The sequence below is a fragment of the Homoserinibacter sp. GY 40078 genome (assembly GCF_008017545.1).
Classification (GTDB): Bacteria; Actinomycetota; Actinomycetes; order Actinomycetales; family Microbacteriaceae; genus Homoserinibacter.
The window spans coordinates 1,212,888-1,238,413 of record NZ_VRTZ01000001.1; the positions used below are offsets into that span (position 1 = coordinate 1,212,888).

A 25,526-nucleotide genomic window follows, 5' to 3' on the forward strand; every position below is an offset into this window, starting at 1 on the left:
CGATGTTCCGCTCACGATCCCACCGTGGACAGAAGAAGAAGGAAGCATGACCCGCCTGTTCAACGATCCGACGGCGTTCGCCGACGAGCTCATCGCCGGATTCGTCGCCGCGAACCGTGGGCACGTCCGACCCGTGACGGGAGGCGTCGTCCGTGCGACGCGCAGCGAGCCGGGCACGGTCGCCCTCGTGATCGGGGGTGGATCGGGTCACTACCCGGCCTTCGGCGGCCTGGTGGGACCGGGCATCGCGCACGGCGCGGCCATGGGCAATCTGTTCGCCTCGCCCTCCACGCAGCAGGTGCTGAGTGTCGCCCGGGCCGCCGAGCACGGGGGCGGTGTGCTGCTCAGCTACGGCAACTACGCGGGCGACGTGCTGAACTTCGACGCCGCCGAGGCGCAGCTGAACGCCGACGGCATCCGCACCCGGACCGTCCGGGTCACCGACGACATCTCCAGCGCCCCCCGCGAGGAGAAGCACAAGCGCCGCGGCATCGCGGGCGACCTCACCGTCTTCAAGGTGGCGGGCGCCGCATCCGAGGCGGGATACGACCTCGACGAGATGGTGCGCGTCGCGGAGCTCGCCAACGAGCGCACCCGCAGCTTCGGGGTCGCCTTCACCGGGTGCACCCTCCCCGGGGCCGAGGAACCCCTCTTCACCGTCCCCGAGGGGCGGATGGCCGTCGGCCTCGGCATCCACGGCGAGCCGGGCATCGGCGAAACCGACATCCCCACCGCCGATGGCCTGGCCGAACTGTTCGTCGAGACGCTGCTGGGTGAGCTGCCCGACGGCATCGACGAGGCGCGCGGCCAGCGTGTCGTACCGATCCTCAACGGACTCGGATCGGTCAAGTACGAAGAGCTCTACGTGGTCTACGGGGGCGTCGCCCGGCGCCTCGAGGAAGCGGGCCTCGAGGTGGTCTCGCCCCAGGTCGGCGAATTCTGCACGAGCTTCGACATGGCGGGCGCCTCGCTCACCCTCCTCTGGCTGGACGAGGAGCTCGAGGGGCTCTGGAGCGCTGCTGCCGACACCCCCGGCTACCGCACCGGCTCCGTCGCCCCGCGCGAGCTCGATGACACCGAGGCGCGCTACCAGGCACCCTCGGAGGCCGTGATGGCGCCGGCCTCCGAGGCGTCCCGGGAGTCCGCGGCGCGCGTCGTCGCCGCCGTGGAGGCGATCGCCACCGTCATCGACGAGAACGTCGAGGAGCTCGGCCGGATCGACGCCGTCGCGGGGGACGGCGACCACGGGATCGGCATGCAGCGCGGCTCGACCGCCGCGGCGGTCGCCGCCCGAGAGACCCTCGCCGCGGGAGCGGGCGCCGGCACGGTGCTCGTGCGCGCCGCCGACGCGTGGTCGGACCGCGCGGGCGGCACCTCCGGAGCGTTGTGGGGCGTCGCACTCCGCGCCCTCGGCACCCGTGTCGGCGACGAGGGCGCGCCCGACGTCACCGCGATCGCGGAGGGTGTTCGCGCCGCGCTCGACGGCATCCGCACCTTCGGCAAGGCCGAGGTGGGCGACAAGACGATGGTCGACGCCATCGTGCCCTTCGTCGAGGTCCTCGCCGAGCGCGCCGCCGCCGGGGACCCGCTCGCCGCCGCCTGGGACACCGCCGCCCGAGCCGCCACCGAGGCGGCCGCCGCCACCGCCGACCTCCTCCCGCGGATGGGTCGGGCCCGTCCGCACGCCGAGCGCAGTCTCGGCACGCCCGATGCGGGCGCCCACTCCTTCGGCCTCGTCGTCACCGCCGTGGCCGCCGTCATCTCCGGAAAGGACAGCAACCGATGAGCACCACACTCCAGCCCCTGCGTCTCGTGGTCGGATCCGACGACGCAGGCTTCGACTACAAGGAGATCATCAAGAAGGATTTCGAGGCGAGCGAGCTCGTGGCCTCCGTCGCCGACGTCGGAGTCGATGCCGACGGGCACACCGCCTACCCGCGGATCGCGATCGCCGCCGCCGAGATCGTCGCGCGCGGGGACGCCGATCGGGCCCTCCTCGTGTGCGGCACCGGTCTCGGAGTCGCGATCGCCGCGAACAAGGTGCCCGGAATCCGCGCGGTCACTGCGCACGACTCCTTCTCGGTCGAGCGCGCGATCCTCTCCAACGACGCCCACGTGCTCTGCTTCGGCCAGCGCGTGGTCGGTATCGAGCTCGCGCGCCGCCTCGCGCGGGAGTGGCTGACCTACCGATTCGACCGTGCGAGCGCGAGCGCCGACAAGGTCGCCGTCATCGGTCAGTACGAGGCCACCGGGAGCTGCTGATGCCGGTGACGGTGGGTGTGAGCCTGAAGATGTACTTCGGGCATCGAGCAGGCCGCGAGTGGGCGGCCGAGGTCGCCGACATCGCCGCGGCGACCCCTGCCGTCGCCGATGGGCGCGTGGAGCTCTTCATCGCGCCCGGCTACCTGCAACTGATCCCGGCGCTCGAGGCAGTCGCGGGCACCCGCGCCGTGATCGCGGCGCAGGATGCGACCGACCACGACGCCGGCCCCTACACCGGTGAGGTGAGCCCCGCCGAGCTCGCGGAGGTCGGAGTCGGCATGGTCGAGCTCGGGCACGCAGAGCGGCGGCGCCTCTACGGCGAGACCGACGGCGTCGTCGCCCGCAAGACGGCCGCCGCGATCCGCAATGGGCTCGTGCCGGTGCTGTGCGTCGGGGAGCCGGTTCGTGTGGATCCGCTCGACGCGCTCGCGTTCGCCCGCGAGCAGGTGCTGCAGGCGGTCGCGGATGCGCCCGCCGGTCGCCTCGTCGTGGCCTACGAGCCTGTCTGGGCGATCGGCGCGCCCGAGCCCGCTGCGGTCGAACACATCCGTGCGGTGTGCGCAGGACTGCGCGACCTGGTCGCGGAGTTCGCGGATCGGGCGGGCAGCTCGGTCATCTACGGGGGCAGCGCCGGCCCGGGTCTTCTCGCCGAGCTGGGCGACGACGTCGATGGGCTGTTCCTCGGTCGCTTCGCGCACGACCCCGAGGCACTACGAGCCGTGCTCGCGGAGGCGACCGCCCTCGCGGATCGTCGACGGGCGGCGGTCGCGTGACCAGTCCGCTCGGCCTCGGCACCTACGCCTTCTTCTGGGAGGGCGCGGCGACGCTGCCCACCGGCCCGAACCCCCGTCCGCTTCCGCTCACCGGGATGATCGAGCGCACCGCAGAGGCGGGGCTCGCGCTGTTCCAGATCTGCGACTACGCGCCCCTCGCGACGTTCTCCGCTGCAGAGCTGCAGGAGGTCCGCGAGACAGCCGACCGTCTCGGTGTCCGGCTCGAGCTCGGGACGAAGGGCGTCGCGCCTGCGCACCTCGCGTCGTATCTCGAGCTCGCCGCCGTGCTCGGGGCGAGCTACGTGCGCAGCATGCTCTTCGCACCCGACTCGCGGCCGACGATCCCGGAGGCCGAGCGGATGCTGCGTGAGGCGCTGCCCGCGTACGAGGCGGCCGACGTGCAGCTCGGGCTCGAGACGTACGAGCAGGTGTCGTCGACCGAGCTCGTCGACCTCGTGCGGCGGATCGGATCGCCGAGCCTCGGCATCTGCCTCGACCCGGCGAACACCGTCGCCGGCCTCGAGAACCCGCGCGAGGTGGTCGAGCGCTGTGCGCCGTACGTCACCGGCATCCACGTGAAGGACTTCGCCTTCTCGCGCCGCGACGGATGGGTGGGCTTCACCCTCGCCGGCGCGCGCATGGGCGAGGGGCTTCTCGACTACCCGCACCTCGTCGACACGGTCGACGCGGACGCCCGCGGACTCAGTCGGATCGTCGAGCACTGGTTGCCGTGGCAGGGCGACCTCGCCGCGACCGTCGAGCTCGAACGCGACTGGACCTCTCACAACATCGACTACCTGAAGGAGCACTGATCACCGTGACCGACACCCTGGCCACCCCCGACACCATCGCCATCGCCGTCATCGGCGCGGGGGGCAAGATGGGCATGCGCGTGTCCAACAACCTCGTGAAGACAGCGCACGACGTCCGCTACTCCGAGAACTCACCTGCCGGGCAGGAGCGCGTCACGGCCGCCGGTCGCGAGCTGACCTCCACCCCGGATGCCGTCGCGGGTGCCGATGTCGTGATCCTCGCGGTGCCCGACCTCGCGCTGCAGGCGGTCTCGGCGGAGGTCGTGCCGCAGATGAAGCGGGGCGCCGTGCTGCTCACCCTCGATCCGGCCGCCGCGTACGCCGGGCTCCTCACCCGCAGCGACGACGTCGTGCAGGCGGTCACCCACCCGTGCCATCCGTCGGTGTTCGTCGAGCGTCACACGCCCGAGGAGTACGCCGACACCTTCGGCGGCATCGCGGCGAAGCAGGATGCGATCGCGGCCGTGGAGTCGGATGACCCGGCGGTTCAGGCCCGTGTCGAGACGGTCGTGCGCGCGATCTTCGCGCCCGTGATCGACGTGCACTGGGTGACCGTGAAGCAGCTCGCGCAGCTCGAGCCGACGCTCGTCGAGACGATCGCGTGCATGGTCGGTGCGCTCCTCAAGGAGTCGCTCGACGAGGCCGTGAAGATCGGGATCCCGGAGCCCGCCGCGCGCGCGATCCTGCTGGGCCACACCCAGGTGGCGCTCGCGAACACCCTGAAGGGCGACAACCCCTTCAGCGACGCGTGCCTCATCGCGATGGACTACGGCCGCGAGATGATCGTGAAGCCCGACTGGAAGCGCGTCTTCGAGGATGAGGAGCTCGACCGCAACCTCGCTCGCATGCTGCATCTCGACCACATCGAGCGCTGACGCGCACCCTTCCCTCTCCCTGAGGGGTCGCAAACTGCTCGAAACACGCCGTGTCTCGAGCAGTTTGCGACCCCTCAGGGGAGGGCGGGGCTAGAGCTTGTGGCGGCCGGGGGTGAGGTGCTGCGGGGCGGATCCCGGGAGCACGAGCTCGGCGGTCGTGCCGAGGGGCACCTCGACGTCGACCTCCAGCGCACCGTCCACGAGGCGCCAGGCGATCGACGCGCGCCCGTACGGGGTTTCGTGCGCCGCTGACGCGTGCGTGAGACCGCCACCGGGACGCGGCTCGAAGCGGATGCGGCGGTACCCCGGCTCGGCGGGCGCGATCCCGGCGACCGTGCGGTGCATCCAGTCGGCCACCGCACCGAGGGCGTAGTGGTTGAACGAGGTCATCGTGCCGGAGTTCACCGTGCCGTCGGGGAGCATCGCATCCCAGCGCTCCCACACGGTCGTCGCGCCCATCGTGACCGCGTACAGCCACGAGGGGCAGCCGCGTTCGAGCAGCAGGTCGTAGGCGGAGCCGAGGTGACCGGTGTCGGTCAGCGCATCCGTGAGGAGAGGGGTGCCGACGAAGCCGGTTGAGATCCGGTTGCCGGCCTCGGCGACCAGCTCGGCGAGGCGTTCGCCCGCCGGGGCGCGGAGCTCCTCGGGAAGCAGGTCGAAGTCGAGGGCGAGAGCGTACGCCGTCTGGGCATCGCTCGTCATGCGGCCGTCGTGGCCGACGTAGGCGTTCACGAACGCGGCCCGCACCTCGGTGGCGAGGCCGGCGTAGTGCGCCGCCTCCTCGTCGCGTCCGATCTGCTCAGCGATCCAGGCGACCCGCTGCGCCGACGCGGCGAAGTATGCCGTCGCGACGATGTAGCGATCGGTCTTGGCGTCCGCCGGGTCCTGCGGGGGCGCGTCGGGGTCGAGCCAGTCGCCCAACTGGAAGCCGTCGTCCCACAGGCGGTCGGGTCCCGAGAGACGCGTCTGCAGGTCGACCCAGCGCCGGGCCGACTCGAACGTGCGCTCAAGCAGCCCGCGGTCCGCGTAGCGCTCGAAGAGCGTCCAGGGCGTGAAGGCGATCACGTCGCCCCACGCGGCGCCCGGGCGGATCGGGGTCCACATGTGGTGTGCGGGGATCACGGGCACGTACCAGGGCACCGTGCCGTCGGGCAGCTGTTCGGCCATCACGTCGGCGAGCCAGCCGTCGAGCATCCCCGAGACGTCGAAGAGGAAGGATGCGGTGGGAGCGAAGACCTGCAGGTCGCCGGTCCACCCCATCCGCTCGTCGCGCTGGGGGCAGTCGGTCGGAACGCCCACGAAGTTGCCCCGCATTCCCCACACGACGTTCTCGTGGAAGCGGTCGAGCTCGGCGTCGGAGCTCGCGAACCAGCCCGTGCGCTCGAAGTCGCTGTGGTACACCCGGGCCACCACGTCACCTGCCGCGACGGCCTGCTCGAGGTCGCCGGGCCAGCCGTCGATCTCGGCGTAGCGGAAGCCGTGGAACGTGAAGCGGGGCTCCCACTCCTCGGGCTCGTCGCGTCCGGCGAGCGTGTAGCTGTCGGTGGACTTCGCGTCGCGCAGGGGGCGCGTGTAGATCTCGCCCTCTTGCAGCACCTCGGCGGTGCGGATGGTGACGCGTGTGCCCGCGGCACCCTGCACGCGGATGCGCAGGCGACCCACGAGGTTCTGCCCGAGGTCGAGCACGGCGCGCCCCGAGGGGGTGCGGATCACCGCGACGGGCGTGACCTCCTGGGTGCACCGGATCGGCGGGCCGACGGGGGCGACGAGGGTCGCCGTGTCGCGCTTGTGGCGCGCGACGGGAGTCCACCCGGCGTCGTCGAATCCGGGGGCGGACCATCCGGCCTGCTCGAGTCGGGCGTCGTAGTGCTCGCCGTCGTAGATCCCGCTCTCGATGATGGGGCCGGTATTGGCCTTCCAGTTGCCGTCGGTCGCGACCGTCTCGGTGCGGCCGTCGGCGTAGCGCAGCTCGAGCTGGGCGATGAGCGACTGGTCCGAGCCGAAGAGGTTGCGGAATCCGCCACGCCATCCGAGGCGTCCGCGGTACCAGCCGTCCCCGAGCCAGGCTCCGAGCGCGTGGCGACCCGGACGCAGGCGGTCTCCGACGTCGTAGGTCGTGTAGACGAGACGCTGCGGGTAGACGGTCCACCCGGGGGCGAGGGCTTCGGCGCCGACGCGCTCGCCGTCGAGCTCGACCTCGTAGAGTCCGTGCGCGGTCACGTAGAGGCGCGCGGCGACGAGGTCCTCGCCCACCTCGAACTCCCGCCGCACGAGCGCGGGGCGCCGGTCATCGGCGTCGGGCGTCTCTTTCCAGCTGCCGCCGACGGGTACGGCGACCCAGTCGGCCGGATCGAGGAGGCCCGCCTCAAGGCGCGTCGGGGCGCTCCAGTCGCTCCACGCGCCGTCCTGCCCCCGCACCCGCACCGACACCTCGGCGCGCTCTCGGGAGCGGAGGGGTGCGTCGGGCCAGGGGATGAGCAGCTGCTCGGCGGATCCGGTGCGGTAGATGCATGTCGCCTCGTCACGCACGATGCGGATCTCGGAGTCGGATGCGCGCCAGGCGGGGTCGCCCGTCACCTTCCAGGAGATGCGGGGTGCGGCCTCTCCGATGCCGAACGGATCGCGATGGTGCTCGATCGTCGGAGCGGACGGCTCGACCGGCATCTGTACCTCGTCTCTGGGGCTGACACGTTTCAAACGGATGCTACCTCACGCTTTACACACAAGGGAACCGGAACTTGACACGTTTCAATTCCGGCTATGATGGGCGGGTCCCGACGAGGCGACGGAGGAGCCATGCCGATCTACCCGACAGGCAGCTGGGTCAACCCCGGCACGCGACCCGACGGCAGCGCCGTCGCGGGAGCCGGCCGCATCCGCATCCGCCCGGGCGACCGCTTCGACCGGCACCACCATGACGGCGAAGAGCTCTGGCACATCTCCGCCGGGGCTGCGCTCATCGAGATCGAGGGGGAGCGCTGCCGCGTCAACGCGGGCGACATCGTCCTGTTCCCCGCGGGCGTGCCGCACGACATCGTCGCCGTGAGCGAGGAGCTCGTCGGCTTCTTCACCGAGCTGCAGACCCCGGGCGGAGCCACCGGCCACCAGCACTCCGACCCCGCCGACGCCGAGGGTCACCCGGTCGCGGCCCTCGCACCGCTGGAAGACTGATCCGCATGCGCATCGCCATCACCGGAAGCTCCGGAAAGCTCGGACGCGCCACCGTGGACCGTCTCGTGGCAGACGGGCACGAGGTGCTCGGATTCGATCTGACGGGCACCCCGGGTCCCGGGTTCACCCGCGTCGACCTGCTGGACTACGGCCAGACACTCGACGCTCTGCTCGGCGTCACCGCGCGCCACACCGGCCTCGACGCTCTCGTGCATCTCGCCGCGATCCCGGTCAACGGCCTCGTTCCCGACGTCACGACCTTCCACAACAACCTCACCGCAACGTTCAACGTGCTCTTCGCGGCCCGGCGCGCCGGCATCCGCACGATCGTCACGGCCTCGAGCATCACCGCGATGGGCTTCCCCTTCGACGACGCCCCGCCCTACCTGCCGGTCGACGAGGGCTACACGGCCTCGTACAACACCTACGGCCTCGGCAAGGTGCTCGAAGAGACCATGGCGACCGAGCTCGTGCGGTGGGATCCCGAGCTCTCGCTCACGGCACTGCGGTTCACGAATGTCGTCGGCGTCGGCGAGTACGGAACCTTCGAGCGCGCGAGCGACCCCGCATACCGCCGCGACCTGCTCGGCTCCTACATCGACGCGCGCGACGGCGCCCAGCTCGTCGCCCTCGCACTCGCACACGCTCGTCCCGGGTTCGAGACCTACGTCGCGGCCGCACCCGACAGCGGCGTGGATATCCCGTCGCCCGAACTCGCCGAGCGCTGGTTCCCGGGGATCGAGATCCGCGGCGACCTCGGCGCGCGGGACTCGCTGCTCTCGACCACGAAGGCACACGACGTGCTCGGCTTCCGCGCCGCGTACGACTGGAGGACCGAGCTGCGCGCCGAGCGCGGCTGAGAAGGAGGATCATGCGCGAGCGGCGCATCGGAGAACGACACGTCAGCGCGATCGGACTCGGCGGGATGCCGATGTCGATCGAGGGGAGGCCGGACCGCGAACGCTCGATCGCCACGATCCATGCCGCCCTCGACGCCGGGCTGACCCTCATCGACACGGCCGACGCCTATCACCGCGACGCGGGAGAGGTGGGGCACAACGAGCTGCTGATCGCCGAGGCCCTCGCGAGCTACGGGGGATCGACCGACCACGTGCTCGTCGCGACCAAGGGCGGCAGCAAGCGCCCGGGCGATGGCACCTGGACCCATGACGGCGACCCCGCCTACATCGCGAGCGCCGCTCGTGCCTCGCTCACACGCCTCGGCGTCGATTCGATCGGCCTGTACCAGCACCACCGGCCCGACCCGAAAGTGCCCTACGCCGACACCCTCGGGGCGTTGCGCACCCTGCTCGACGAGGGCCTCATCCAGATGGCCGGGATCTCGAACGCGAACCCCGAGCAGATCCGGCTCGCCCGCGAGATCGTCGGCGACGGCCTGGTGTCGGTGCAGAACCAGTTCTCGCCGGTGTTTCGCACGAGCCTCGCGGAGCTGGAGCTCTGCACCGAGCTCGGTCTCGCCTTCCTCGCGTGGAGCCCTCTCGGCGGGATCCGCGGAACCGCGGGTCTCGGCGGTCGCGTGCCCGCCTTCGCGCGGATCGGAGAGCGGCACGACGCGAGCCCGCAGCAGGTGGCGCTCGCCTGGGAGCTCTCGCTCTCGGACGCCGTGATCCCGATCCCCGGCGCGTCACGGCCCGAAAGCGTCGCCCGATCGGTCGCGGCGCTCGAGCTGCGCCTCGACGCGGATGAGATCGCCGAGCTCTCGGCATCCGTCCCGGAGGAGGAGCGATGACCCTGCCCACCAGGCCGCTCGGAACGACCGGCATGCAGATCACCCGCACCGGGCTCGGCGCCTGGGCGATCGGGGGTGGCGGCTGGAGCTTCGGATGGGGAGCACAGGACGACGACGCCTCGGTCGCCACGATCCGCGCCGCCGTCGACGCAGGGCTCAACTGGGTCGACACGGCCGCCGTCTACGGGCTCGGCCACTCGGAGGAGATCGTCGGCCGCGCGCTGCGCGACATCCCCGAGGGGGATCGCCCGCACGTGTTCACCAAGGGAGGGCTCGTCTGGGACGACGCCCACCCCCTGCAGCGGGCTGCTCGTCGTGGCGACCCCCGAGCGCTGCGAGAGGGCGTTGAGGCGTCGCTCCGGCGGCTCGGCGTGGACCGCATCGACCTGTTCCAGATGCACTGGCCCGCGGAGGACGGCACGCCCGTCGAGGAGTACTGGCAGGTGTTCGCCGAACTGCGCGATGCCGGCAAGGTGCGCGCGATCGGGCTCTCGAACCACGGGATCGACGCGCTCGATGCCGCCGAGGCGATCGCTCACGTCGACACCCTCCAGCCGCCGTTCTCGGCCATCCGCCCCGCGAGCTCCGACGACGGTCTGCTCGACTGGTGCGCCTCCCACGACACCGGCGTGATCGTCTACAGCCCGATGGGCTCGGGCCTGCTCACGGGCGCGTTCGACGCCGCTCGTGTGGCGGCGCTGCCCGACGACGACTGGCGCCGCGCAAGCCCCGACTTCACGGAGCGCCTCGACGCGAATCTCGCGATCGGACGCGCGATGGCGGAGGTCGCCGACCGGCACGAAGTGACGCAGGCGGCTGTCGCCGTGGCCTGGACCCTCGGATTCCGAGGCGTCACCGGTGCGATCGTCGGCGCCCGCACCCCCGCGCAGATCGACGGCTGGATCGACGCCGCGACTCTCGAGCTCGACCGATCCGACTACGCCCTCATCGGCGGGATCATCCCCGAAGGAATCCAGTGACCCTGCGCAACGACCTCCACCCCGACGCACCCATCGAGCGCTGGGGGGTCGCCGAGCTCGAACTCGACGGCCCGGACGGCACCGAGCCGACCACGCGGGCGCACCTCAGCGCCGTGTTCGAGAGCGGTGCGACCCGGATCGAGGTCCCGGGGTTCTGGGATGGCGCGAACCGGTATGCCGTCCGCTTCTCACCGCCCGAGGCGGGCACCTGGAGCTACCGCACCGCGAGCGATGCGGCCGAACTCGACGGCATCGCGGGGGTGTTCGACGCGGTGGGGCCCTCGGCCGACAATCACGGCCCGGTGCAGGTGGCCGCGATGTACCACTTCGCCCACGCCGACGGCACCCCGTATCGCCCGGTCGGCGCCACCGTCTACAACTGGATCCACCAGCCCGACGCGCTCGTGGCGCAGACGCTCGACGCGGTAGCCGACGCGGGCTTCGACAAGCTCCGCTTCCTGGTGTTCCCGCAGGGCGGGGCGCACGTCGAATACGTGCCACCACGCTTCCCGTTCGCCCGGCGCGATGACGGCAGCTGGGATGTCGAGCGCCCCGATCCGGAGTTCTTCCGCGCCGTAGAGTCGGCCGTGCGCGGTCTTCTCGAACGCGGCATCGAGGCCGACGTGATCCTGTATCACCCCTACGACGGCGGGCAGTTCGGCCTCGACCGGTTGAGTGAGGACGAGGACGCGGTCTACCTCGACCACCTGGTCGCGCGCCTCGCCGCCTACCGGAACGTCTGGTGGTCGCTCGCGAACGAGTACGACCAGCTCGAGCGTCCCGAAGAACGCTGGGATCGCGTGTTCCAGCAGCTTGTGCGCATCGACCCGTACGGACGCCTGCGGTCGATCCACAACTGGATCCGCCTCTACGACTACAACAAGCCCTGGGTCACCCACGCCTCCATCCAGAACGGATGGGCGGTCGCGGAGCGGGGGCGCGCGCTCATCTACCGCGACGCCTACCGCAAGCCGATCATGCTCGACGAGATCCAGTACGAGGGCAACACCGCCGAGCGCTGGGGTGACCTCACCGCTCGTCAGCTCGTGCATCGGTTCTGGCTCGCCACGTGCGACGGCACGTACGCCTCGCACGGCGAGAGCTTCCTCGACGAGAACGGATCGCTGCACATCGTGGTCGGCGGCGCGTTCCGCGGCGAGAGCCCCGGCCGGCTGGGGTTCCTGCGTCGCATCCTCGACGAGGTCGACGGCGCGGGTCTCGACCCGATCGACAAGTGGTGGGATGAGACCTCGACGGTCGGCATCCCGCGGCGGCACTACCTGCGCTACCTCGGCACCTCGGCCCCCGCATCGTGGGATGCGGAACTGCCGCAGGGCGTCGTGGGGGAGCGCCTCGAGGTGGGCGACCGGTTCGCGGTCGACGTCATCGACACCTGGAACATGACGGTCGCCGAGAACGTCGCCGAGTTCGCGCTCGCCGAGGTGCACCGCAACTTCGCGACGGCTCCCGTTACGGTGCCGCTGCCCGAGGGCGAGGCGATCGCCCTGCGCATCCGCCGCATCGGCTGACACGCAGATCCGGCGTACCGGGCGCCCGCTCAGTGGTGCCCGGCACGCCGGCAGCGAATCACCCCTTGACCGCGCCCGCCGCGAGGCCTTGCATGATCCGCTGGTTGAGGAAGAGGTAGAGCGCGAGGATGCCGCCGACCGTGATGCAGATCGCCGCGAACAGCGGACCGTAGTCGAGCTGGCCGTACTCCCCGCTGAAGTTGAGCAGACCCGCCTGCACCGTGTTGAGGTCGCGGCGGTTGGCGAAGGTGATCGCGAAGAGCAGGTCGTTCCAGATGAGGAAGAACTGCACGAGCGCCACCGTGAACACGGCGTTGCGCACCATCGGGAACCCGATCGAGAAGAAGGAGCGCAGGATCGACGCTCCGTCGATCGTCGACGCCTCGAAGATCTCGCGCGGGATGGCGCGGAAGTAGGTCGCCATCATGAAGATCGTCAATGGCAATCCGTGCCCGACGTAGGTGATGATGAGCGGCCAGAGCGTGCCCGTGAGGTGCAGGTTGAAGTAGATCGTGAAGAGCGGCAGCAGGATCATCTGCCCCGGCACCATGATGCCGGCGAGGATCGCGAGCAGCACCGTGCCGCGGCCCTTCCAGACCATGATCTCGAGCGCGAAGCCGGCGGCGACGCCGAGCACGATGATGAGCGCGAGCGACGGGACCGTGGCGAGGAGGCTGTTGCGCACGGTGGTCGCGAGGTTGCCCTGCTCCCACGCGGATGCGTAGTTCTCCCACTTCCACTCCTGCGGCAGCCACCACGAGGGGGCGCTGATGAACTCCTGGCTCGACTTCAGCGAGTTCATGAACATCCAGAACAGCGGGTAGATCTCGATGACCAGGATGACGACGATCGCCAGAGCCACGGGGATGCGGCCGAGGTAGTAGCGGGTGCTCCGGCGTCGGCGGAGCTGCGGACGCGGGGCGGGGGCGGGTGCCTGCGTTGAGACGTTTTCTGCGATGAGCGCGGTCATGGTCGATACCTCAGACGGTGTTGTCGCGTCGCGCGGAGCGGAAGATGAACAGGGTCACGAGGAAGCACATGATCGTGAGCAGCAGCGCGATCGTCGAGCCGTATCCGTAGTCGCTGAAGGCGAACGCGGTGCGCCACATGTACATCGTGAGCGGGGTGGTGCTGTTGCCCGGTCCGCCGCCGGTGAGGGCGAGCACCGAGTCGAACACCTTGATCGTGCCGTTGATCGAGAAGATCGTCGCCGCGAGAAGGATCGGCAGCGAGAGCGGCAGGATGATGTGCCGGAACAGCGACCAGTGCCGTGCGCCGTCGATGCGCGCCGACTCGATGATGTCGTCGGGGATGTCGAGCAGGCCGGCGAACAGCAGTACGGCGTAGAAGCCGACGGACCGCCAGAGGTCCATGATGATGATCACGATGAACGCCGTGTCGGACTGGCCGAGCCAGTCGACGCTTCCGAGCCCGACGTTCACGAGCAACTCGTTGACGATGCCGTCGCGCGGGGCCGACTGGAAGATCTTCTGGTAGAGCAGTGCGATCGCGACGGTCGGCACGACCACGGGGAAGAAGACGAGCGTGCGGATGAGCGCCGAGGTGAAGCGGCGCAGCACGAAGATGTAGAAGAGCGACAGGGCGTAGCCGACGGCCACCTGCCCGATCGTCATGATGAGGGCGTACTTGATGGTGAAGCCGAGGGCGGCGCCGATGTCGGGGTCCGAGAAGAGCCGGACGAAGTTGTCGATCCCGGCGAATCGGAACCCCTCGAGCGGGTTGCCTTTGACGAATGTGTAGCCGAACGACCAGAACACCGGCACGACCATCACGAGCGTGTACACGGCGAGGGCCGGGCCGAGGAGGATCGCGATCGCGCGACGGTCTCCGAGGACGGACTTCATGAGCGGGCTTTCTGACGGGGGTGGCGGGTGGCGGGTGGTGGCGGGGAGCCGAAGCGACTCCCCGCCACCCGTGAATCTATGCGGACGGGATCAGCCCGCGTCGAGGTCGGTCTGCAGAAGCTGCATGAACTCCTCGGGGCTCATCTGCCCGGTGACGAGCAGCGGAACGTTCTTCGACGAGTCCTGACCGGCCTTGGCGTTGAACAGCGCCTCGAACCACAGGACGCTCTGCGTGCTCGATGCGATGCGCTCGTGCACGTCCTGCGTCAGCTGCGGCTGCTCGGCCCAGACCTCGTCCGAGACCTTGAAGCCCGAGATGGTGTTCTGGTCCACGAGCGACATCTCACCGAAGTTCTCGGTGATGCACTTGGTCCACGCCTGCACCTTGGGTCCGAAGGTCGCCGAGCCGAAGGTCGACGGGAGTCCGACGTTCGAGGGGTACTGCGAGATGTCACCCGCGCCGCCCTCGACACCCGGGAACGGCATGAAGCCGACGTTCTCGACGCCGATCTTGTTCGCCTCCGGGTTGTTGACGGCCGTCAGCGCCCACGTGCCCATGTAGAACATGGCCGCGTTGCCGTTGAGGAACTCGTTCTGCGCGCCGTCGTAGTCGAGCGAGGCGATGTTGTCGTTGAGGTAGCCCGACGCGCCGAGGTCGGCGATCGCCTGAGCGGCCTCGACGTAGCCCTCGTCGGTCAGCTTCGCCTCGCCGTCGGCCACCTTCTGCAGCGCGTCCGGTCCGAGCGAGCGGAAGATGTATCCGCTGAGCAGTCGCGTGATCGGCCAGCCCTGCTCACCGGAGGCGGTCAGCGGGATGATGCCGTTCTCCTTGAACGTGGCGGACGCCGCGAGCAGCTCGTCCCAGGTCTGGGGCTCCTCGATGCCGTACTCCGCGAAGAGCGCCTTGTTGTAGAAGATGCCCTCGATGTTGTACTGGAACGGCAGGAAGCTGAACGCGCCGCCGTAGAGCTGCTTGATGGTCGAGATCGCGGCCGGCTCGATCTGGTCGAGCACACCGAGCTCGTCGAGCGCCTCGTCGAAGTCGACGAGCTTGCCGGCGTTCCAGAGCTTCGCGCCCTCGGCGGGGGTTCCACCGGCGGCGAACATGGCCGGCAGGGCGTCCTGGCCGACGAGCAGCTGGATCTGGCCGTCGAGGTCCGCCTGCGGGATCGAGTTGATCTCGAGCGGGAGGTCCTCGTTCTCGGCCGAGCAGACGCCGGTCGACATGTCCTCGAGCACGGGCGGGATGTTGCCGTTCTCGACGTTGACGAGGTATTCGAGCTTCTCCGGGTCGGTGCCCTCCGCGGGCGGCTCCGTCGGGCCGGCCGCACACGCGGCGAGCAGCAGCGCCGACGTCGCGGTCGCGGCGAGGGCGAGGGAGCGACGCCCGAGGCGTCGCTGACGTGCTGTGGTCACATTTCCTCCTTGAAGTGCGACGCCCCAATTGAGACGTTTCAATGGGGATGCTAACTTCGCTTCCCGGGGGTGTCAAGACGCATGCGGCCCGAGAAAGCGGTTGTCACGCGGTGTCACCCCCGATGCGACGGCGCGTCGACGCCGACTGCACTGAAACGTCACAAGCCGACGATGACTGAGAATCCACCGTGTTCCAGGCTAACGTGACGCATGAGGGGCGACTGACGCGAGATCGCACGGGCTCGGCGGAGATCCACGCGCCCTGCCCGCGTGTGCTCGCCCATGTGCGAGGTACACTTTGAAACGTTTCGATTGCGCACTCGAAGGAGAGACGAATGACCGGACCGACCTCTGACCGCCCGCTGCTCGGCAGCCGGGCCCTTGTGACGGGAGGAGCGGGAGCCCTCGGCAGCGTCATCGTCGATCGACTCGTAGGTGCCGGTGCAGACGTCGTCGTGGTCGACCTCGACGGCGAGCGCGCCGCGACACTCGCCGCATCCTTCGCCGACTCGGGCCGCGTGGTCGAATCGGTCGCGGTCGACCTCACCGACTTCGACGCCGTGCAGGAGGCGCTCGGCGCCGTGCAGACCGAGCGCGGCATCGACATCCTCGTGAACGCCGCGGGCGGTGGAGCGGTCGCCCCGTTCGCCGAGATGGATGCCGCGACCTGGCGCACCCAGATGGCGCGCAACCTCGACTCCGTCTTCCACGTGACCCGCGCGGTGCTGCCGGGCATGCTGGAGCGCGGCCACGGTCGCATCCTCAACATCGCCTCCATCGCGGCGATCTCGGGGGGACGGCTCGTGCGGAACGCGACCGCCTACGCCACCGCCAAGGCCGGCGTCGTGGGCCTCACGAAGTCGCTCGCGATCGAGGTCGCCGACCGCGGCGTCACGGTCAACGCGATCGCCCCCGGCGCGCAGGCGACCCCCGGTCGAGACCGCGACACTCCCGAGCAGCGCGCCGCGCTCCTCGACCAGATCCCGACCCGGCTGCTCGGCGACCCCGCGCACCTCGCCGACGCGATCCTCTTCCTCGTCTCCCCGGCCGCGCGCAACGTGACCGGCGTCATCCTGCCGCTCGACGGCGGCCATTCCATCTGAGAGGAGCTGCCATGTCGGAACGTCTCGACCACGGCAAGCACTGGTTCGACGAGGTCTACGGGCCGTCGGCATCCGAGGGGCTCGTCGCGATGCAGCGCGGGCGTGCGCAGGATCTCGCGCGCCTCGGCATCGAGTTCAACTTCGGCGACATCTACTCGCGCCCCGGGCTCACCATCGCCCAGCGCGAGCTGTTGACGCTCGCCTCGCTCGTGACCATCGGCGGGCTCGAGCCGCAGCTGCGCGGTCACACGAAGGGCGCGATCCGCGCCGGATGCACGGCCGAGGAGATCCTCGAGGCCGTGATCCACGTTGTGCAGTATGCGGGTTTCCCGAAGGCGCTCAACGCGATCAAGGTCGTCACCGACCAGCTCGTCGAGCTCGGCGTCGAGCTGCCCGAGCCCCTCGGCCCGAGCGACTGAGGGACCGAGGGACTGAGGGACTGAGGGACTGAGCGACCGGCTGCGGCTCAGCCGCGGAACGCGGGGCGAGGCGCCTGCCGGGTCGTCGTGCGCACCCGGTAGAGGCTCGTGGTCGCCGTGATGTAGAGGTCGCGGCCGTCCTCGCCACCGAATGCGACGTTCGAGACGGTCTCGGGCACCGGCACGTGCTCGAGCAGCTCGCCGCCGGGGGAGTAGACGTAGACCCCGTCGCCCGCGGAGGTCCAGATGCGCCCCTCCTCGTCGACGCGGAACCCGTCGGACGCCCCCACCGGCACGACCGCGAACCGCCTGCCTCCCGTGCACGCCCATCCGTCCACGTCGTAGGCGCGGATCTCGCGCGGCGCATCCGCCCAGAGGAACCCGGTGTCGGCGACGTACAGCACGCTCTCGTCGGGCGAGAACGCGAGCCCGTTCGGGTGGACCATGTCGGTGATCACGGGCTCCGCCTCGCCCGTCGCGGGGTCGATCCGGAACACGTAGCACGCGCCGTACTCCTGCTCGCCCGGGTGCCCCTCGCGTCCGCTCTCGTGGATGCCGTAGGGCGGGTCGGTGAACCAGACCGCCCCGTCGGATGCGACGACCACGTCGTTCGGCGAGTTGAACCGCCCGCCCGCCCAGCGGTCCGCGAGACCCACGAGGCGGCCATCCGCTTCCTCGCGCTCCACGCGCCGGCGGCCGTGCGAGCACTGCACGACGCGCCCGTCCGCGTCGACGGTCCGTCCGTTCGCGTACTCGGCGTCCGCGTCGTGCATGTGCACCTCACCGCTCGCGGCGTCGTACTCGAGCACCTCGGATGCGGGGATGCTGCTGAACCGCAGCCGCCCCGTCGCGGCGATCCATGCGGGCCCCTCCACCCACTCGTATCCGGTGGTCAGAAGCTGGAGGCGGGAGTCGTCGGCGATGAGCGAAGCCATCTCACCAGCATGGCATTTGAAACGTTACGATCGAACGTCGCCCATCCGTGCGTGTCCGATATGGTCGTGCCGGGTCGCTCGACGGAGGAGGACACGATGGCACGAGCCGGTATTCGCGAGGTCGCGGGTCTGGCGGGCGTCGCCGTCGGCACCGTCTCGCACTACCTGAATCACCCCGACAAGGTCTCGGCCGAGAAGGCGGAGCGCATCCGCGCCGCGATCGAGACCCTCGGATTCGTGCCCAACAACGCCGGGCGCCAGCTGCGTCTCGGCACGAGCCGTGCGGTGGCGTACATCGCGCCGGACGTGTCGAACCCGTTCTTCGCCGAGATCGCCGAGGATGTCGAGCGGCGCGCCTCGGAGCAGGGACTCACGGTCTTCATCGCGAACTCGCATCGCAGCCGCGAGCGGGAGGACGCCTATCTGGCTCTGTTCGAGCAGCATCAGGTGCAAGGGCTGCTGGTCGCCTCGCACGAGCCCATCGAGGACCGCCTGGCGCGCAGCCGGCAGCGCGGCACCCCGTCGGTGCTCGTCGGCCAGGCTGGAGTCTCCGAGGAGCAGCCCTCGGTCTCGCTCGACGACGTGTCCGGCGGCCACCAGGCGGCAGCGCACCTGCTCGCGATCGGATGCCGCCGGATCGCATTCGTCGGTGGCCCGCTCGGCATCAAGCAGATCGGCGACCGCCTGACCGGCGCGAGCGACGCGGTGCGTGAGGCGGGTACCGCGACCCTCGAGGTGGTGAACGCCACCGACCGCACCCTCCGCGGAGGTCGCGCCGCCGCGCAGGCGCTGCTCGAGCGCCCGCCCGAGCTGCGTCCCGAGGGCATCTTCGCCGCCAACGACCTGCTCGCTCTCGGCATGCTGCAGGTCTTCGTGGACGCAGGCGTGCGCGTGCCCGAAGAGCTCGCGATGGTGGGCTACGACGACATCGAGTTCGGCGAGGCCTCGCTGATCCCGCTCAGCTCGGTACGCGGTCGCCACGCCGACTTCGGCAGTGCCGCGCTCGATCTGCTCGTGGAGCTGATCCAGAACGGCGTCGTCGAGGACCCGCACCGCGTGTACGAGCCGACGCTCGTCGTCCGGCGCAGCTCCGAGGGGTTCGTGCCGCGCGGCTGAGCCCGGAGCGGATCAGAACTCGGCCGACATGGGGCGCCCCTCGAGGTGCGCGATCATGTTGAGCACGAGGAAGTTCCAGTTCTGGAAACCCTTCGTCATGATCGGTTCGCCGCTGTCGGGGTGGTAGTACTCGTGCAGCGATCCCGAAGTCTCGAGGTCGCGGCCGAAGAGCTCGATGGTCTGCTCGGCGATGCGGCGCGCGTCGTCGTCGTATCCGTACTTCACGAGACCCCGGAAGACCATGTAGTTCGACATGCCCCAGATGGGCCCGAGCCAGTTCGACGGGTTGTTCGAGGCGCGCAGGTCGTACTGCTTCTCGAGCCGGGAGAGGGTGCGGATCCCGTAGCGGGCCGCGAAGGTGCGGGGATCGCGCAGGCGCTCCACCATCCGCTCCGCCTGCTCGGCCGAGGCGAGACCGGCCCACATGGGCAGGAAGCTCGACCAGTTGTCGATGCGCATGATGAGCGACGACCACCGGCGGGGCGCCCCGCGGTGCAGCCAGTCCTCGGGGTCGATATCGCGCAGGCCGATGTCGGCGCTGTAGAAGGTGCCGTCCCGCTCGTCCCAGAGGTGCGCGTTCATGGCATCCGCGAGGTCGCGCGCGCGCCCGCGCCAGCGGTTCGCGGCGGGCAGGTCGTCGAGCTCTTCGAGCAGGTAGCCGTAGGCGAGCAGCTCGCGGTAGAGCAGGCTGTTGAGGTAGACGGCCGCGGTGCTGCGCGGCGGACGGAAGTAGACGGACGGGTCGTTGTCGACGCCGATCGCGAAGTCGGTCTGCCAGTAGGCGAGCCCCGTCGCAGGGTGCACGTGGCTCTCGAGGTAGCGGTCGAGGAAGCGCTCGATCGCGGGCATGCCCTCGCGGATCCAGGACGCGTCGCCGCTGCGCTGAGTGAGGAGCGCGGCGTGCTGGGCGAGCACCGGCTTGTGCATGTTCTCGGCGAACCCGCCCGCGCGGGTCGCGTCGCCGTGGATGAGGGTGCGCTCGGGGCGCATCTGCACGGGCATGACGCCGTCGGCGTCGGTGTGGTCGAGGAAGTTGCGGATCGAGCCCGCCTCGTAGTCGAAGAACCGGCCCCGCTGGTCGGTGTCGGCCTCCACCTGCCCCAGCACGATGCTGATCGACCAGGAGTCCCAGTCCCAGAGGGCGTCGGAGTAGTAGGGGGAGTTCGGGCTGCTCGGCACCGTATACGGATGGGTGAGCTGCCCCGCGGGTTCGCGCGTCATCTGAACGGCGTTCTCGCGGATGTGGCTCTCGAGCAGTCGGGTCCAGCGGTCCAGCATCATCGCTCCAGGTTCCGGGCCACCGGGCCCGCACCTATTTTGACACGTTTCAATCAGGGGAGGTAGCGCGTGACGGGGAAGTCCCGGATCACGAGCGCCCGCAGCGCCTCGAGATCGCCCGACACGAGCCCGTGCGCGCGCGCCTGCACGAGCACGTTGCCGATCGCGGTCGCCTCCACGGGGCCCGCGACGACGGGTAGCCCCGTCGCCCGCGCGGTGAGCCGGCACAACAGCGCATTCTGCGATCCGCCGCCCACGAGGTGCACGGTGCGGATGTCGACCCCCGAGAGCTCGGACGCGCGACGCAGCGTCGCCGCGTACGCCTCCGCGAGGCTCTCGAGGATGGAGCGCGTGAGCTCCGCGCGGGACGCGGGGGCACGCATGCCGCGCTCCGCGAACCAGGCGGCGATGCGATCCGGCATGCCACCCGGAGCAAGGAACACGGGGTCGTCGGCGTCGAACACGGGCACCTCGCCCTCCACCTGCTCGGCGGCGGCGAGGAGCTCGCCGAGATCCACGCGCTCGCCCGAGCGCTCCCAGTCGCGCACCGACTCGGACAGCAGCCACAGCCCCATCACGTTGTGCAGGTACCGCACCCGCCCGTCCACGCCGCCCTCGTTCGTGAACCCGGCGAGACGGCTCGCCTCTCCGAGCACGGGGCGGTCGAGCTCGACGCCGACGAGCGACCAGGTGCCGCTCGAGATGTAGGCGACGTCGCGATCCGTCGACGGCACCGCGACGACCGCGCTCGCCGTGTCGTGTGATCCGACGGTCGTGACGAGCGCATCCGAGCTGCCGGTGCCGCGGCGGGCCGTGGGGAGCAGCGGACCGAGCACGGTGCCGGGGTCCACGAGCCCGCGAGCGAGAGCGGGTGGCAGATCGAGGAGCTCCATGAGGGAGGTATCCCACTCGCCGCTCGACACCTCGACGAGGCCGGTGGTGGAGGCGTTCGTGCGCTCCGCGACGCTGCGTCCGGTGAGCCAGAATGCGAGCAGGTCGGGCAGCAGCAGGAACGAGTCGGCGTCGTCGAGGGTGCCGGCGAGGCGGTCGGCGGTGAGCTGGAACAGGGTGTTGAACGGGAGGTGCTGCAGGCCGTTGCGGGCGTAGAGCTCGGCGGCGGAGACGCGCGCGTGCACCACCTCGACCGCCGCGAGGTTGCGCTCGTCGCGGTAGGAGTAGGGCTCGCCCAGCATCCGTCCGTCACGCAGCAGCGCGTAGTCGACCGCCCACGAGTCGATGCCGATCGAGGTCAGCTCGGGCGCGCGCCGCACCGCCTCGGCGAGACCCTCGACGACGTTGCGGTAGAGCTCGGTGACGCTCCAGTGCAGGCCGTCGGGCGTGCGCACCGGCGAGTTCGGGAAGCGCGCGACCTCCTCGAGTCGGAGGCCGTCGGAGCCTAGGTGTCCGAGCATCACCCGGCCGCTCGTCGCGCCCAGGTCGACCGCGGCGGCGGTGCCGACGCGTGCGGGGCTCATCGCAGGAACGCGGCGGCGACGCCCGCGTCGACGGGGATGTGCAGCCCCGTCGTGTGGGAGAAGTCGGGACCGGTGATCGCGGCGACCGCGTTGGCGACGTTCTCGGGCAGCACCTCGCGCTTCAGGATCGTGCGCTGCGCGTAGAACTTGCCGAGGTCGTCCTCCTCGATCCCGTAGGTCTTCGCGCGGTTGGCGCCCCATCCGGAGGCGAAGATGCCGGACCCGCGCACCACGCCGTCCGGGTTGATGCCGTTCACCCGCACGCCGTGCTCGCCGAGCTCGACCGCGAGCAGTCGCACCTGGTGCGCCTGGTCGGCCTTCGTCGCCGAGTAGGCGATGTTGTTCGGGCCGGCGAAGACCGAGTTCTTGGAGGCGATGTAGACGATGTCGCCGCCGAGGCCCTGCGCGATAAGCGCTTTCGCCGCCGCCTTCGCGACGAGGAACGAGCCCTTCGCCATGATGTCGTGCTGGAAGTCCCAGTCCTTCTCGGTGGTCTCGAGCAGCGGCTTCGAGAGCGAGACGCCCGCGTTGTTCACGACGAGGTCGACCCCGCCGAACGCGAGGATCGCCTCGTCGAGCGCGCGCTCCACCTGTGCCGAATCGGTGACGTCGACCTGCACGCCGATCGCGACGTCGGTGGAGCCGAGCTCGGCGGCGGCCGCCTGGGCCTTCGCGAGGTCGAGGTCCGCGATCACGACGCACGCGCCGTCCGCGGCGAGGCGGGTGGCGATGGCCTTCCCGATGCCGGACGCGGCGCCCGTCACGAAGGCGACGCGCGTCGCGTGCGACTTCGGCTTCGGCATTCGCTGCAGCTTCGCCTCTTCGAGTGCCCAGTACTCGATGCGGAACTTCTCGGCATCCGAGATGGGCGTGTAGCTCGAGATCGCCTCTGCGCCGCGCATGACGTTGATCGCGTTGAGGTAGAACTCGCCCGCGACGCGCGCGGTCTGCTTGTTCGCGCCGAAGCTGAACATCCCGACCCCGGGGACGAGGACGATCGCGGGGTCCGCGCCGCGCATGGCGGGGGAGTCGGCGTCGGCGTGCGCCTCGTAGTACGCGGTGTAGTCGGCGCGGTAGGCCTCGTGCAGCTCGGCGAGGCGCGCGATCGACTCCTCGACGGATGCGTTGGCGGGCAGGTCGAGCAGCAGCGGCTTGACCTTCGTGCGCAGGAAGTGGTCGGGGCAGCTCGTGCCGAGCGCCGCGAGCGCGGGGGCCTTCTTCGAGGCGAGGAACTCGAGCACGCGCGGGTCGTCGGTGAAGTGGCCGACCATCGGCTTGTCGTGCGAGGCGAGTCCGCGGATGGTGGGGGCGAGGGCGGCGGCTTTCGCGCGGCGCTCCTCATCGGGCAGTGCCTGGTTCTTCTTCACCGTCGCGCCGAACGGGGTCTTCTTTCCCTTGCGGTCGATGTAGTCCTGGGCGGTGTCGATGATCCAGCGGCTGTTCTTCTCGGCCTCCGCGCTCGTGTCGCCCCAGGCCGTGATGCCGTGCCCGCCGAGGATGCATCCGATCGCCTTCGGGTTGGCGCGCTTGATCTCGGCGATGTCGAGTCCGAGCTGGAACCCGGGGCGGCGCCACGGCACCCACACGACCTTGTCGCCGAAGGCCTTCTTGGTGAGCTTCTCGCCGTCCTTCGCGGTGGCGAAGGCGATGCCGGCATCCGGGTGCAGGTGGTCCACGTGGGCGGCGTCGACGAGGCCGTGCATCGCGGTGTCGATCGAGGGTGCCGCGCCGCCGGTCCCGTGCAGCGTGTAGGCGAAGGCGGCGACCATCTCGTCCTCGCGCTCGACGCCGGGGTAGACGTCGACCATCGCGCGGAGGCGGTCGAGTCGCAGCACCGCGAGACCCGCCTCGGTGAGCGTGCCGAGGTCGCCTCCGGAGCCCTTCACCCACAGCAGCTCGACGTCGTCTCCGGTCACCGGGTCGATCGCCGTGCCCTTCGCGGAGGTGTTGCCGCCCGCGTAGTTGGTGATCTTCGGATCGGAGCCGAGCCGATTGCTGCGCTCGATGAGCTCGGCGGCGGGCGACTTCTTCGTCATGGGAGTTTCTCGTCCTCTGGGTCGCGGGCGCGGTGCGTCCTGTGAATCGTTTCAAATCCTACCGACCCCCACCTCGACGCGCAACCGCCCAACGGCGAGCCCTCGGCCCCGTGAGAGTACGCACTTCTGCGTACTCTCACGCGCCGCGGGCCGCAGAAGTGCGTACTCTCACGGAGCCGAGAGGGCGCGGGAGCTCAGGGGAGCTGGTCCTCGAGGTGGAACACCTCGGCGAGGCGCGGGGCGCCCTGGTCGGGGCGCGCGCCGGGGAGCGCCACGAAGAAGTCCGCCGCCTCGGCCTCCCACGCGGCGGTTCGCGGATCGGTTGCCAGGGCCGCCGCGGACGCCGCGTCGTCGTCGGTCTCGTAGTAGCCGATGAGCAGCCCGTCGTCCCGGAGGAAGAGCGAGTAGTTGCGGCGCCCGGCATCCGCGATCGCCTGCAGCATCTCGGGCCACACGGCCCGGTGCCGCTCGACGTACTCCGCCATCCGCCCAGGCTTCACCTGCAGCTGGAAGCAGACGCGCTCCATCGGATGCGCCCGCGCCTCAGGCGCCCCAGCCGGCCTGCGCGCCGCCGACGCGGCCCTCGACGATGCTCGCCGCGTAGCCGGATGCCGCATACGCCGCCATCGGGTCCGCCGGCAGGCCCTTCGCCTCGCGGTAGGCCGCGAGGGCCGGGCGAACGTCGGTGTAGAAGGCGTCCATGAGGATCTCGTTCGCCGCGAGCACGTCGCCCGAACGCTGCGCCGCGGTGAGCGCGTCGCGGTCGATGAGCAGCGCGCGCGCGGTCATCTCCTGCACGTTGAGCACGCTGCGGATCTGCCCGGGGATCTTGTCCTCGATGTTGTGGCACTGGTCGAGCATGAACGCCACATCCGAGTCGGTGCCGTAGCCGCCTCCGCGCACGACCTCCACGAGGATGCGGAACAGCTGGAACGGATCCGCGGCGCCCACGATGAGGTCGTCGTCGGCGTAGAAGCGCGAGTTGAAGTCGAACGAGCCGAGCTTCCCGAGGCGCAGCAGCTGCATGACGATGAACTCGATGTTCGTGCCGGGGGCGTGGTGGCCGGTGTCGAGGCACACCATGGCGCGGTCGCCGAGGGCTGCGACCTGTGCGTACGAGGTGCCCCAGTCGGGAACATCGGTGTGGTAGAACGACGGCTCGAAGAACTTGTACTCGAGCACGAGACGCTGGTCGGGGCCGATCCGGTCGTAGATCTTCTGGAGCGAGTCGGCGAGGCGGTCCTGTCGTCCGCGCATGTCGTCCTGGCCGGGGTAGTTGGTGCCGTCGGCGAGCCAGATCTTGAGGTCGCGGCTGCCGGTCTCGCCCATGATGTCGATGCACTCGTAGTGGTGGTCGATCGCCTTCTGGCGGATGCGATCGTCGGAGTGCGTGACCGAGCCGAGCTTGTAGTCGTCGTCCTGGAAGGTGTTCGAGTTGATCGTGCCGAGCGCGACCCCGTGCTCGTCGGCGTGGCGGCGGAGGTCGGCGTAGCTGTCGACCTTGTCCCACGGGATGTGCAGCGCGACGGTCGGCGCGAGGCCGGTGTGCCGATGCACCTGGGCGGCATCCGCGATCTTCTCGTAGGGGTCACGCGGCACGCCGGGCTGGGCGAACACCTTGAAGCGGGTTCCGGAGTTGCCGAAGGCCCAGGAGGGGAGTTCGATGGCCTGCTCCTCGAGGAGCGGCGCGATCGCGGTGAGGTCGGTCATGTTTCCCTGCTTGTCTCGTCG

General features: G+C 70.2%; 23 protein-coding genes. 13 read left to right on the forward strand and 10 right to left on the reverse strand.

Going from position 1 to position 25,526, the window contains the following annotated elements; genetic code table 11:
- Positions 1 to 46 precede the first annotated feature (46 nt).
- Genes FVQ89_RS05870 through FVQ89_RS05890 form a run of 5 tightly spaced genes read left to right on the forward strand, consistent with a single transcriptional unit; the run spans position 47 to position 4,722 of the window.
- The gene (locus FVQ89_RS05870) at positions 47 to 1,786 is read left to right on the forward strand and encodes a dihydroxyacetone kinase family protein (RefSeq protein ID WP_147900928.1); all 1,740 of its coding nucleotides are present in this window, start codon (positions 47 to 49) and stop codon (positions 1,784 to 1,786) included.
- Complete coding sequence (locus FVQ89_RS05875; protein ID WP_147900929.1) at positions 1,783 to 2,262, forward strand: ribose-5-phosphate isomerase; 480 nt, start codon at positions 1,783 to 1,785, stop codon at positions 2,260 to 2,262. Before FVQ89_RS05870 ends, FVQ89_RS05875 begins: the two co-directional genes overlap by 4 nt.
- The gene (locus tag FVQ89_RS05880) at positions 2,262 to 3,035 is read left to right on the forward strand and encodes a triose-phosphate isomerase family protein (RefSeq protein ID WP_147900930.1); all 774 of its coding nucleotides are present in this window, start codon (positions 2,262 to 2,264) and stop codon (positions 3,033 to 3,035) included. Before FVQ89_RS05875 ends, FVQ89_RS05880 begins: the two co-directional genes overlap by 1 nt.
- A complete protein-coding gene (locus FVQ89_RS05885) occupies positions 3,032 to 3,847 on the forward strand; it encodes a sugar phosphate isomerase/epimerase (protein WP_255513449.1) in 816 nt (271 codons plus the stop codon). Before FVQ89_RS05880 ends, FVQ89_RS05885 begins: the two co-directional genes overlap by 4 nt.
- Positions 3,848 to 3,852: 5 nt before the next feature.
- A complete protein-coding gene (locus FVQ89_RS05890; protein ID WP_222706039.1) occupies positions 3,853 to 4,722 on the forward strand; it encodes a phosphogluconate dehydrogenase C-terminal domain-containing protein in 870 nt (289 codons plus the stop codon).
- 90 nt (positions 4,723 to 4,812) lie between these two features.
- On the opposite strand, the gene FVQ89_RS05895 is transcribed toward FVQ89_RS05890, so the two are convergent.
- A complete protein-coding gene (locus FVQ89_RS05895) occupies positions 4,813 to 7,386 on the reverse strand; it encodes a glycoside hydrolase family 78 protein (protein WP_147900931.1) in 2,574 nt (857 codons plus the stop codon).
- Positions 7,387 to 7,518: 132 nt separating this feature from the next.
- On the opposite strand from FVQ89_RS05895, the gene FVQ89_RS05900 reads away from it, so the two are divergent.
- From FVQ89_RS05900 to FVQ89_RS05920, 5 genes are read left to right on the forward strand one after another with little or no spacing between them, the layout of a single operon-like run.
- The gene (locus FVQ89_RS05900) at positions 7,519 to 7,893 is read left to right on the forward strand and encodes a cupin domain-containing protein (RefSeq protein ID WP_187264924.1); all 375 of its coding nucleotides are present in this window, start codon (positions 7,519 to 7,521) and stop codon (positions 7,891 to 7,893) included.
- 5 nt (positions 7,894 to 7,898) lie between these two features.
- Positions 7,899 to 8,753, forward strand: coding sequence for an NAD(P)-dependent oxidoreductase (locus FVQ89_RS05905; protein WP_147900933.1), 855 nt, complete (start codon positions 7,899 to 7,901; stop codon positions 8,751 to 8,753).
- Between the two features lie 11 nt (positions 8,754 to 8,764).
- Positions 8,765 to 9,643, forward strand: a complete 879-nt coding sequence (locus FVQ89_RS05910) for an aldo/keto reductase (protein ID WP_147900934.1) — start codon at positions 8,765 to 8,767, stop codon at positions 9,641 to 9,643.
- On the forward strand, positions 9,640 to 10,623 hold the full coding sequence (locus FVQ89_RS05915; protein ID WP_222706040.1) for an aldo/keto reductase: 984 nt from the start codon (positions 9,640 to 9,642) through the stop codon (positions 10,621 to 10,623). Before FVQ89_RS05910 ends, FVQ89_RS05915 begins: the two co-directional genes overlap by 4 nt.
- Positions 10,620 to 12,152: a DUF5060 domain-containing protein gene (locus FVQ89_RS05920; RefSeq protein WP_255513450.1), complete on the forward strand. Its 1,533-nt coding sequence runs from the start codon at positions 10,620 to 10,622 to the stop codon at positions 12,150 to 12,152. Before FVQ89_RS05915 ends, FVQ89_RS05920 begins: the two co-directional genes overlap by 4 nt.
- A 58-nt stretch (positions 12,153 to 12,210) precedes the next feature.
- Here FVQ89_RS05920 and FVQ89_RS05925 read toward each other — a convergent pair whose 3' ends face one another.
- From FVQ89_RS05925 to FVQ89_RS05935, 3 genes are all read right to left on the reverse strand, one after another.
- Positions 12,211 to 13,122, reverse strand: a complete 912-nt coding sequence (locus FVQ89_RS05925; protein ID WP_147900936.1) for a carbohydrate ABC transporter permease — start codon at positions 13,120 to 13,122, stop codon at positions 12,211 to 12,213.
- 10 nt (positions 13,123 to 13,132) lie between these two features.
- Complete coding sequence (locus tag FVQ89_RS05930; protein WP_147900937.1) at positions 13,133 to 14,017, reverse strand: carbohydrate ABC transporter permease; 885 nt, start codon at positions 14,015 to 14,017, stop codon at positions 13,133 to 13,135.
- A gap of 90 nt (positions 14,018 to 14,107) precedes the next feature.
- Positions 14,108 to 15,433, reverse strand: a complete 1,326-nt coding sequence (locus FVQ89_RS05935; protein ID WP_147900938.1) for an ABC transporter substrate-binding protein — start codon at positions 15,431 to 15,433, stop codon at positions 14,108 to 14,110.
- A 335-nt stretch (positions 15,434 to 15,768) separates the two neighbouring features.
- Between FVQ89_RS05935 and FVQ89_RS05940 the strand changes: the two genes are divergently transcribed.
- Both FVQ89_RS05940 and FVQ89_RS05945 read left to right on the forward strand, forming a co-directional pair.
- Positions 15,769 to 16,536: an SDR family NAD(P)-dependent oxidoreductase gene (locus FVQ89_RS05940; protein WP_147900939.1), complete on the forward strand. Its 768-nt coding sequence runs from the start codon at positions 15,769 to 15,771 to the stop codon at positions 16,534 to 16,536.
- 11 nt (positions 16,537 to 16,547) lie between these two features.
- Entirely contained in the window at positions 16,548 to 16,955 is a 408-nt protein-coding gene (locus tag FVQ89_RS05945; RefSeq protein ID WP_147900940.1) for a carboxymuconolactone decarboxylase family protein, read from the forward strand.
- A 47-nt stretch (positions 16,956 to 17,002) separates the two neighbouring features.
- Here FVQ89_RS05945 and FVQ89_RS05950 read toward each other — a convergent pair whose 3' ends face one another.
- Complete coding sequence (locus tag FVQ89_RS05950; protein ID WP_147900941.1) at positions 17,003 to 17,890, reverse strand: SMP-30/gluconolactonase/LRE family protein; 888 nt, start codon at positions 17,888 to 17,890, stop codon at positions 17,003 to 17,005.
- Positions 17,891 to 17,986: 96 nt separating this feature from the next.
- Between FVQ89_RS05950 and FVQ89_RS05955 the strand changes: the two genes are divergently transcribed.
- Positions 17,987 to 19,006, forward strand: coding sequence for a LacI family DNA-binding transcriptional regulator (locus tag FVQ89_RS05955; protein ID WP_222706041.1), 1,020 nt, complete (start codon positions 17,987 to 17,989; stop codon positions 19,004 to 19,006).
- Between the two features lie 12 nt (positions 19,007 to 19,018).
- On the opposite strand, the gene FVQ89_RS05960 is transcribed toward FVQ89_RS05955, so the two are convergent.
- The 5 genes from FVQ89_RS05960 to rhaI all read right to left on the reverse strand — a co-directional run bounded on the left by FVQ89_RS05960 (position 19,019) and on the right by rhaI (position 25,505).
- Entirely contained in the window at positions 19,019 to 20,287 is a 1,269-nt protein-coding gene (locus FVQ89_RS05960) for an amylo-alpha-1,6-glucosidase (RefSeq protein WP_147900942.1), read from the reverse strand.
- A 50-nt stretch (positions 20,288 to 20,337) separates the two neighbouring features.
- Positions 20,338 to 21,759: a rhamnulokinase family protein gene (locus FVQ89_RS05965; RefSeq protein ID WP_147900943.1), complete on the reverse strand. Its 1,422-nt coding sequence runs from the start codon at positions 21,757 to 21,759 to the stop codon at positions 20,338 to 20,340.
- Positions 21,756 to 23,795 (reverse strand): bifunctional aldolase/short-chain dehydrogenase, encoded by a 2,040-nt coding sequence (locus FVQ89_RS05970; RefSeq protein WP_147900944.1) that lies wholly within the window; start codon positions 23,793 to 23,795, stop codon positions 21,756 to 21,758. Before FVQ89_RS05970 ends, FVQ89_RS05965 begins: the two co-directional genes overlap by 4 nt.
- A 194-nt stretch (positions 23,796 to 23,989) precedes the next feature.
- Positions 23,990 to 24,322 carry an L-rhamnose mutarotase gene (locus FVQ89_RS05975; RefSeq protein ID WP_147900945.1) on the reverse strand — a complete coding sequence of 111 codons (333 nt, stop codon included), beginning with the start codon at positions 24,320 to 24,322 and terminating at the stop codon, positions 23,990 to 23,992.
- Between the two features lie 16 nt (positions 24,323 to 24,338).
- The gene (rhaI, locus tag FVQ89_RS05980) at positions 24,339 to 25,505 is read right to left on the reverse strand and encodes an L-rhamnose isomerase (protein ID WP_147900946.1); all 1,167 of its coding nucleotides are present in this window, start codon (positions 25,503 to 25,505) and stop codon (positions 24,339 to 24,341) included.
- Between the last annotated feature and the right edge of the window lie 21 nt (positions 25,506 to 25,526).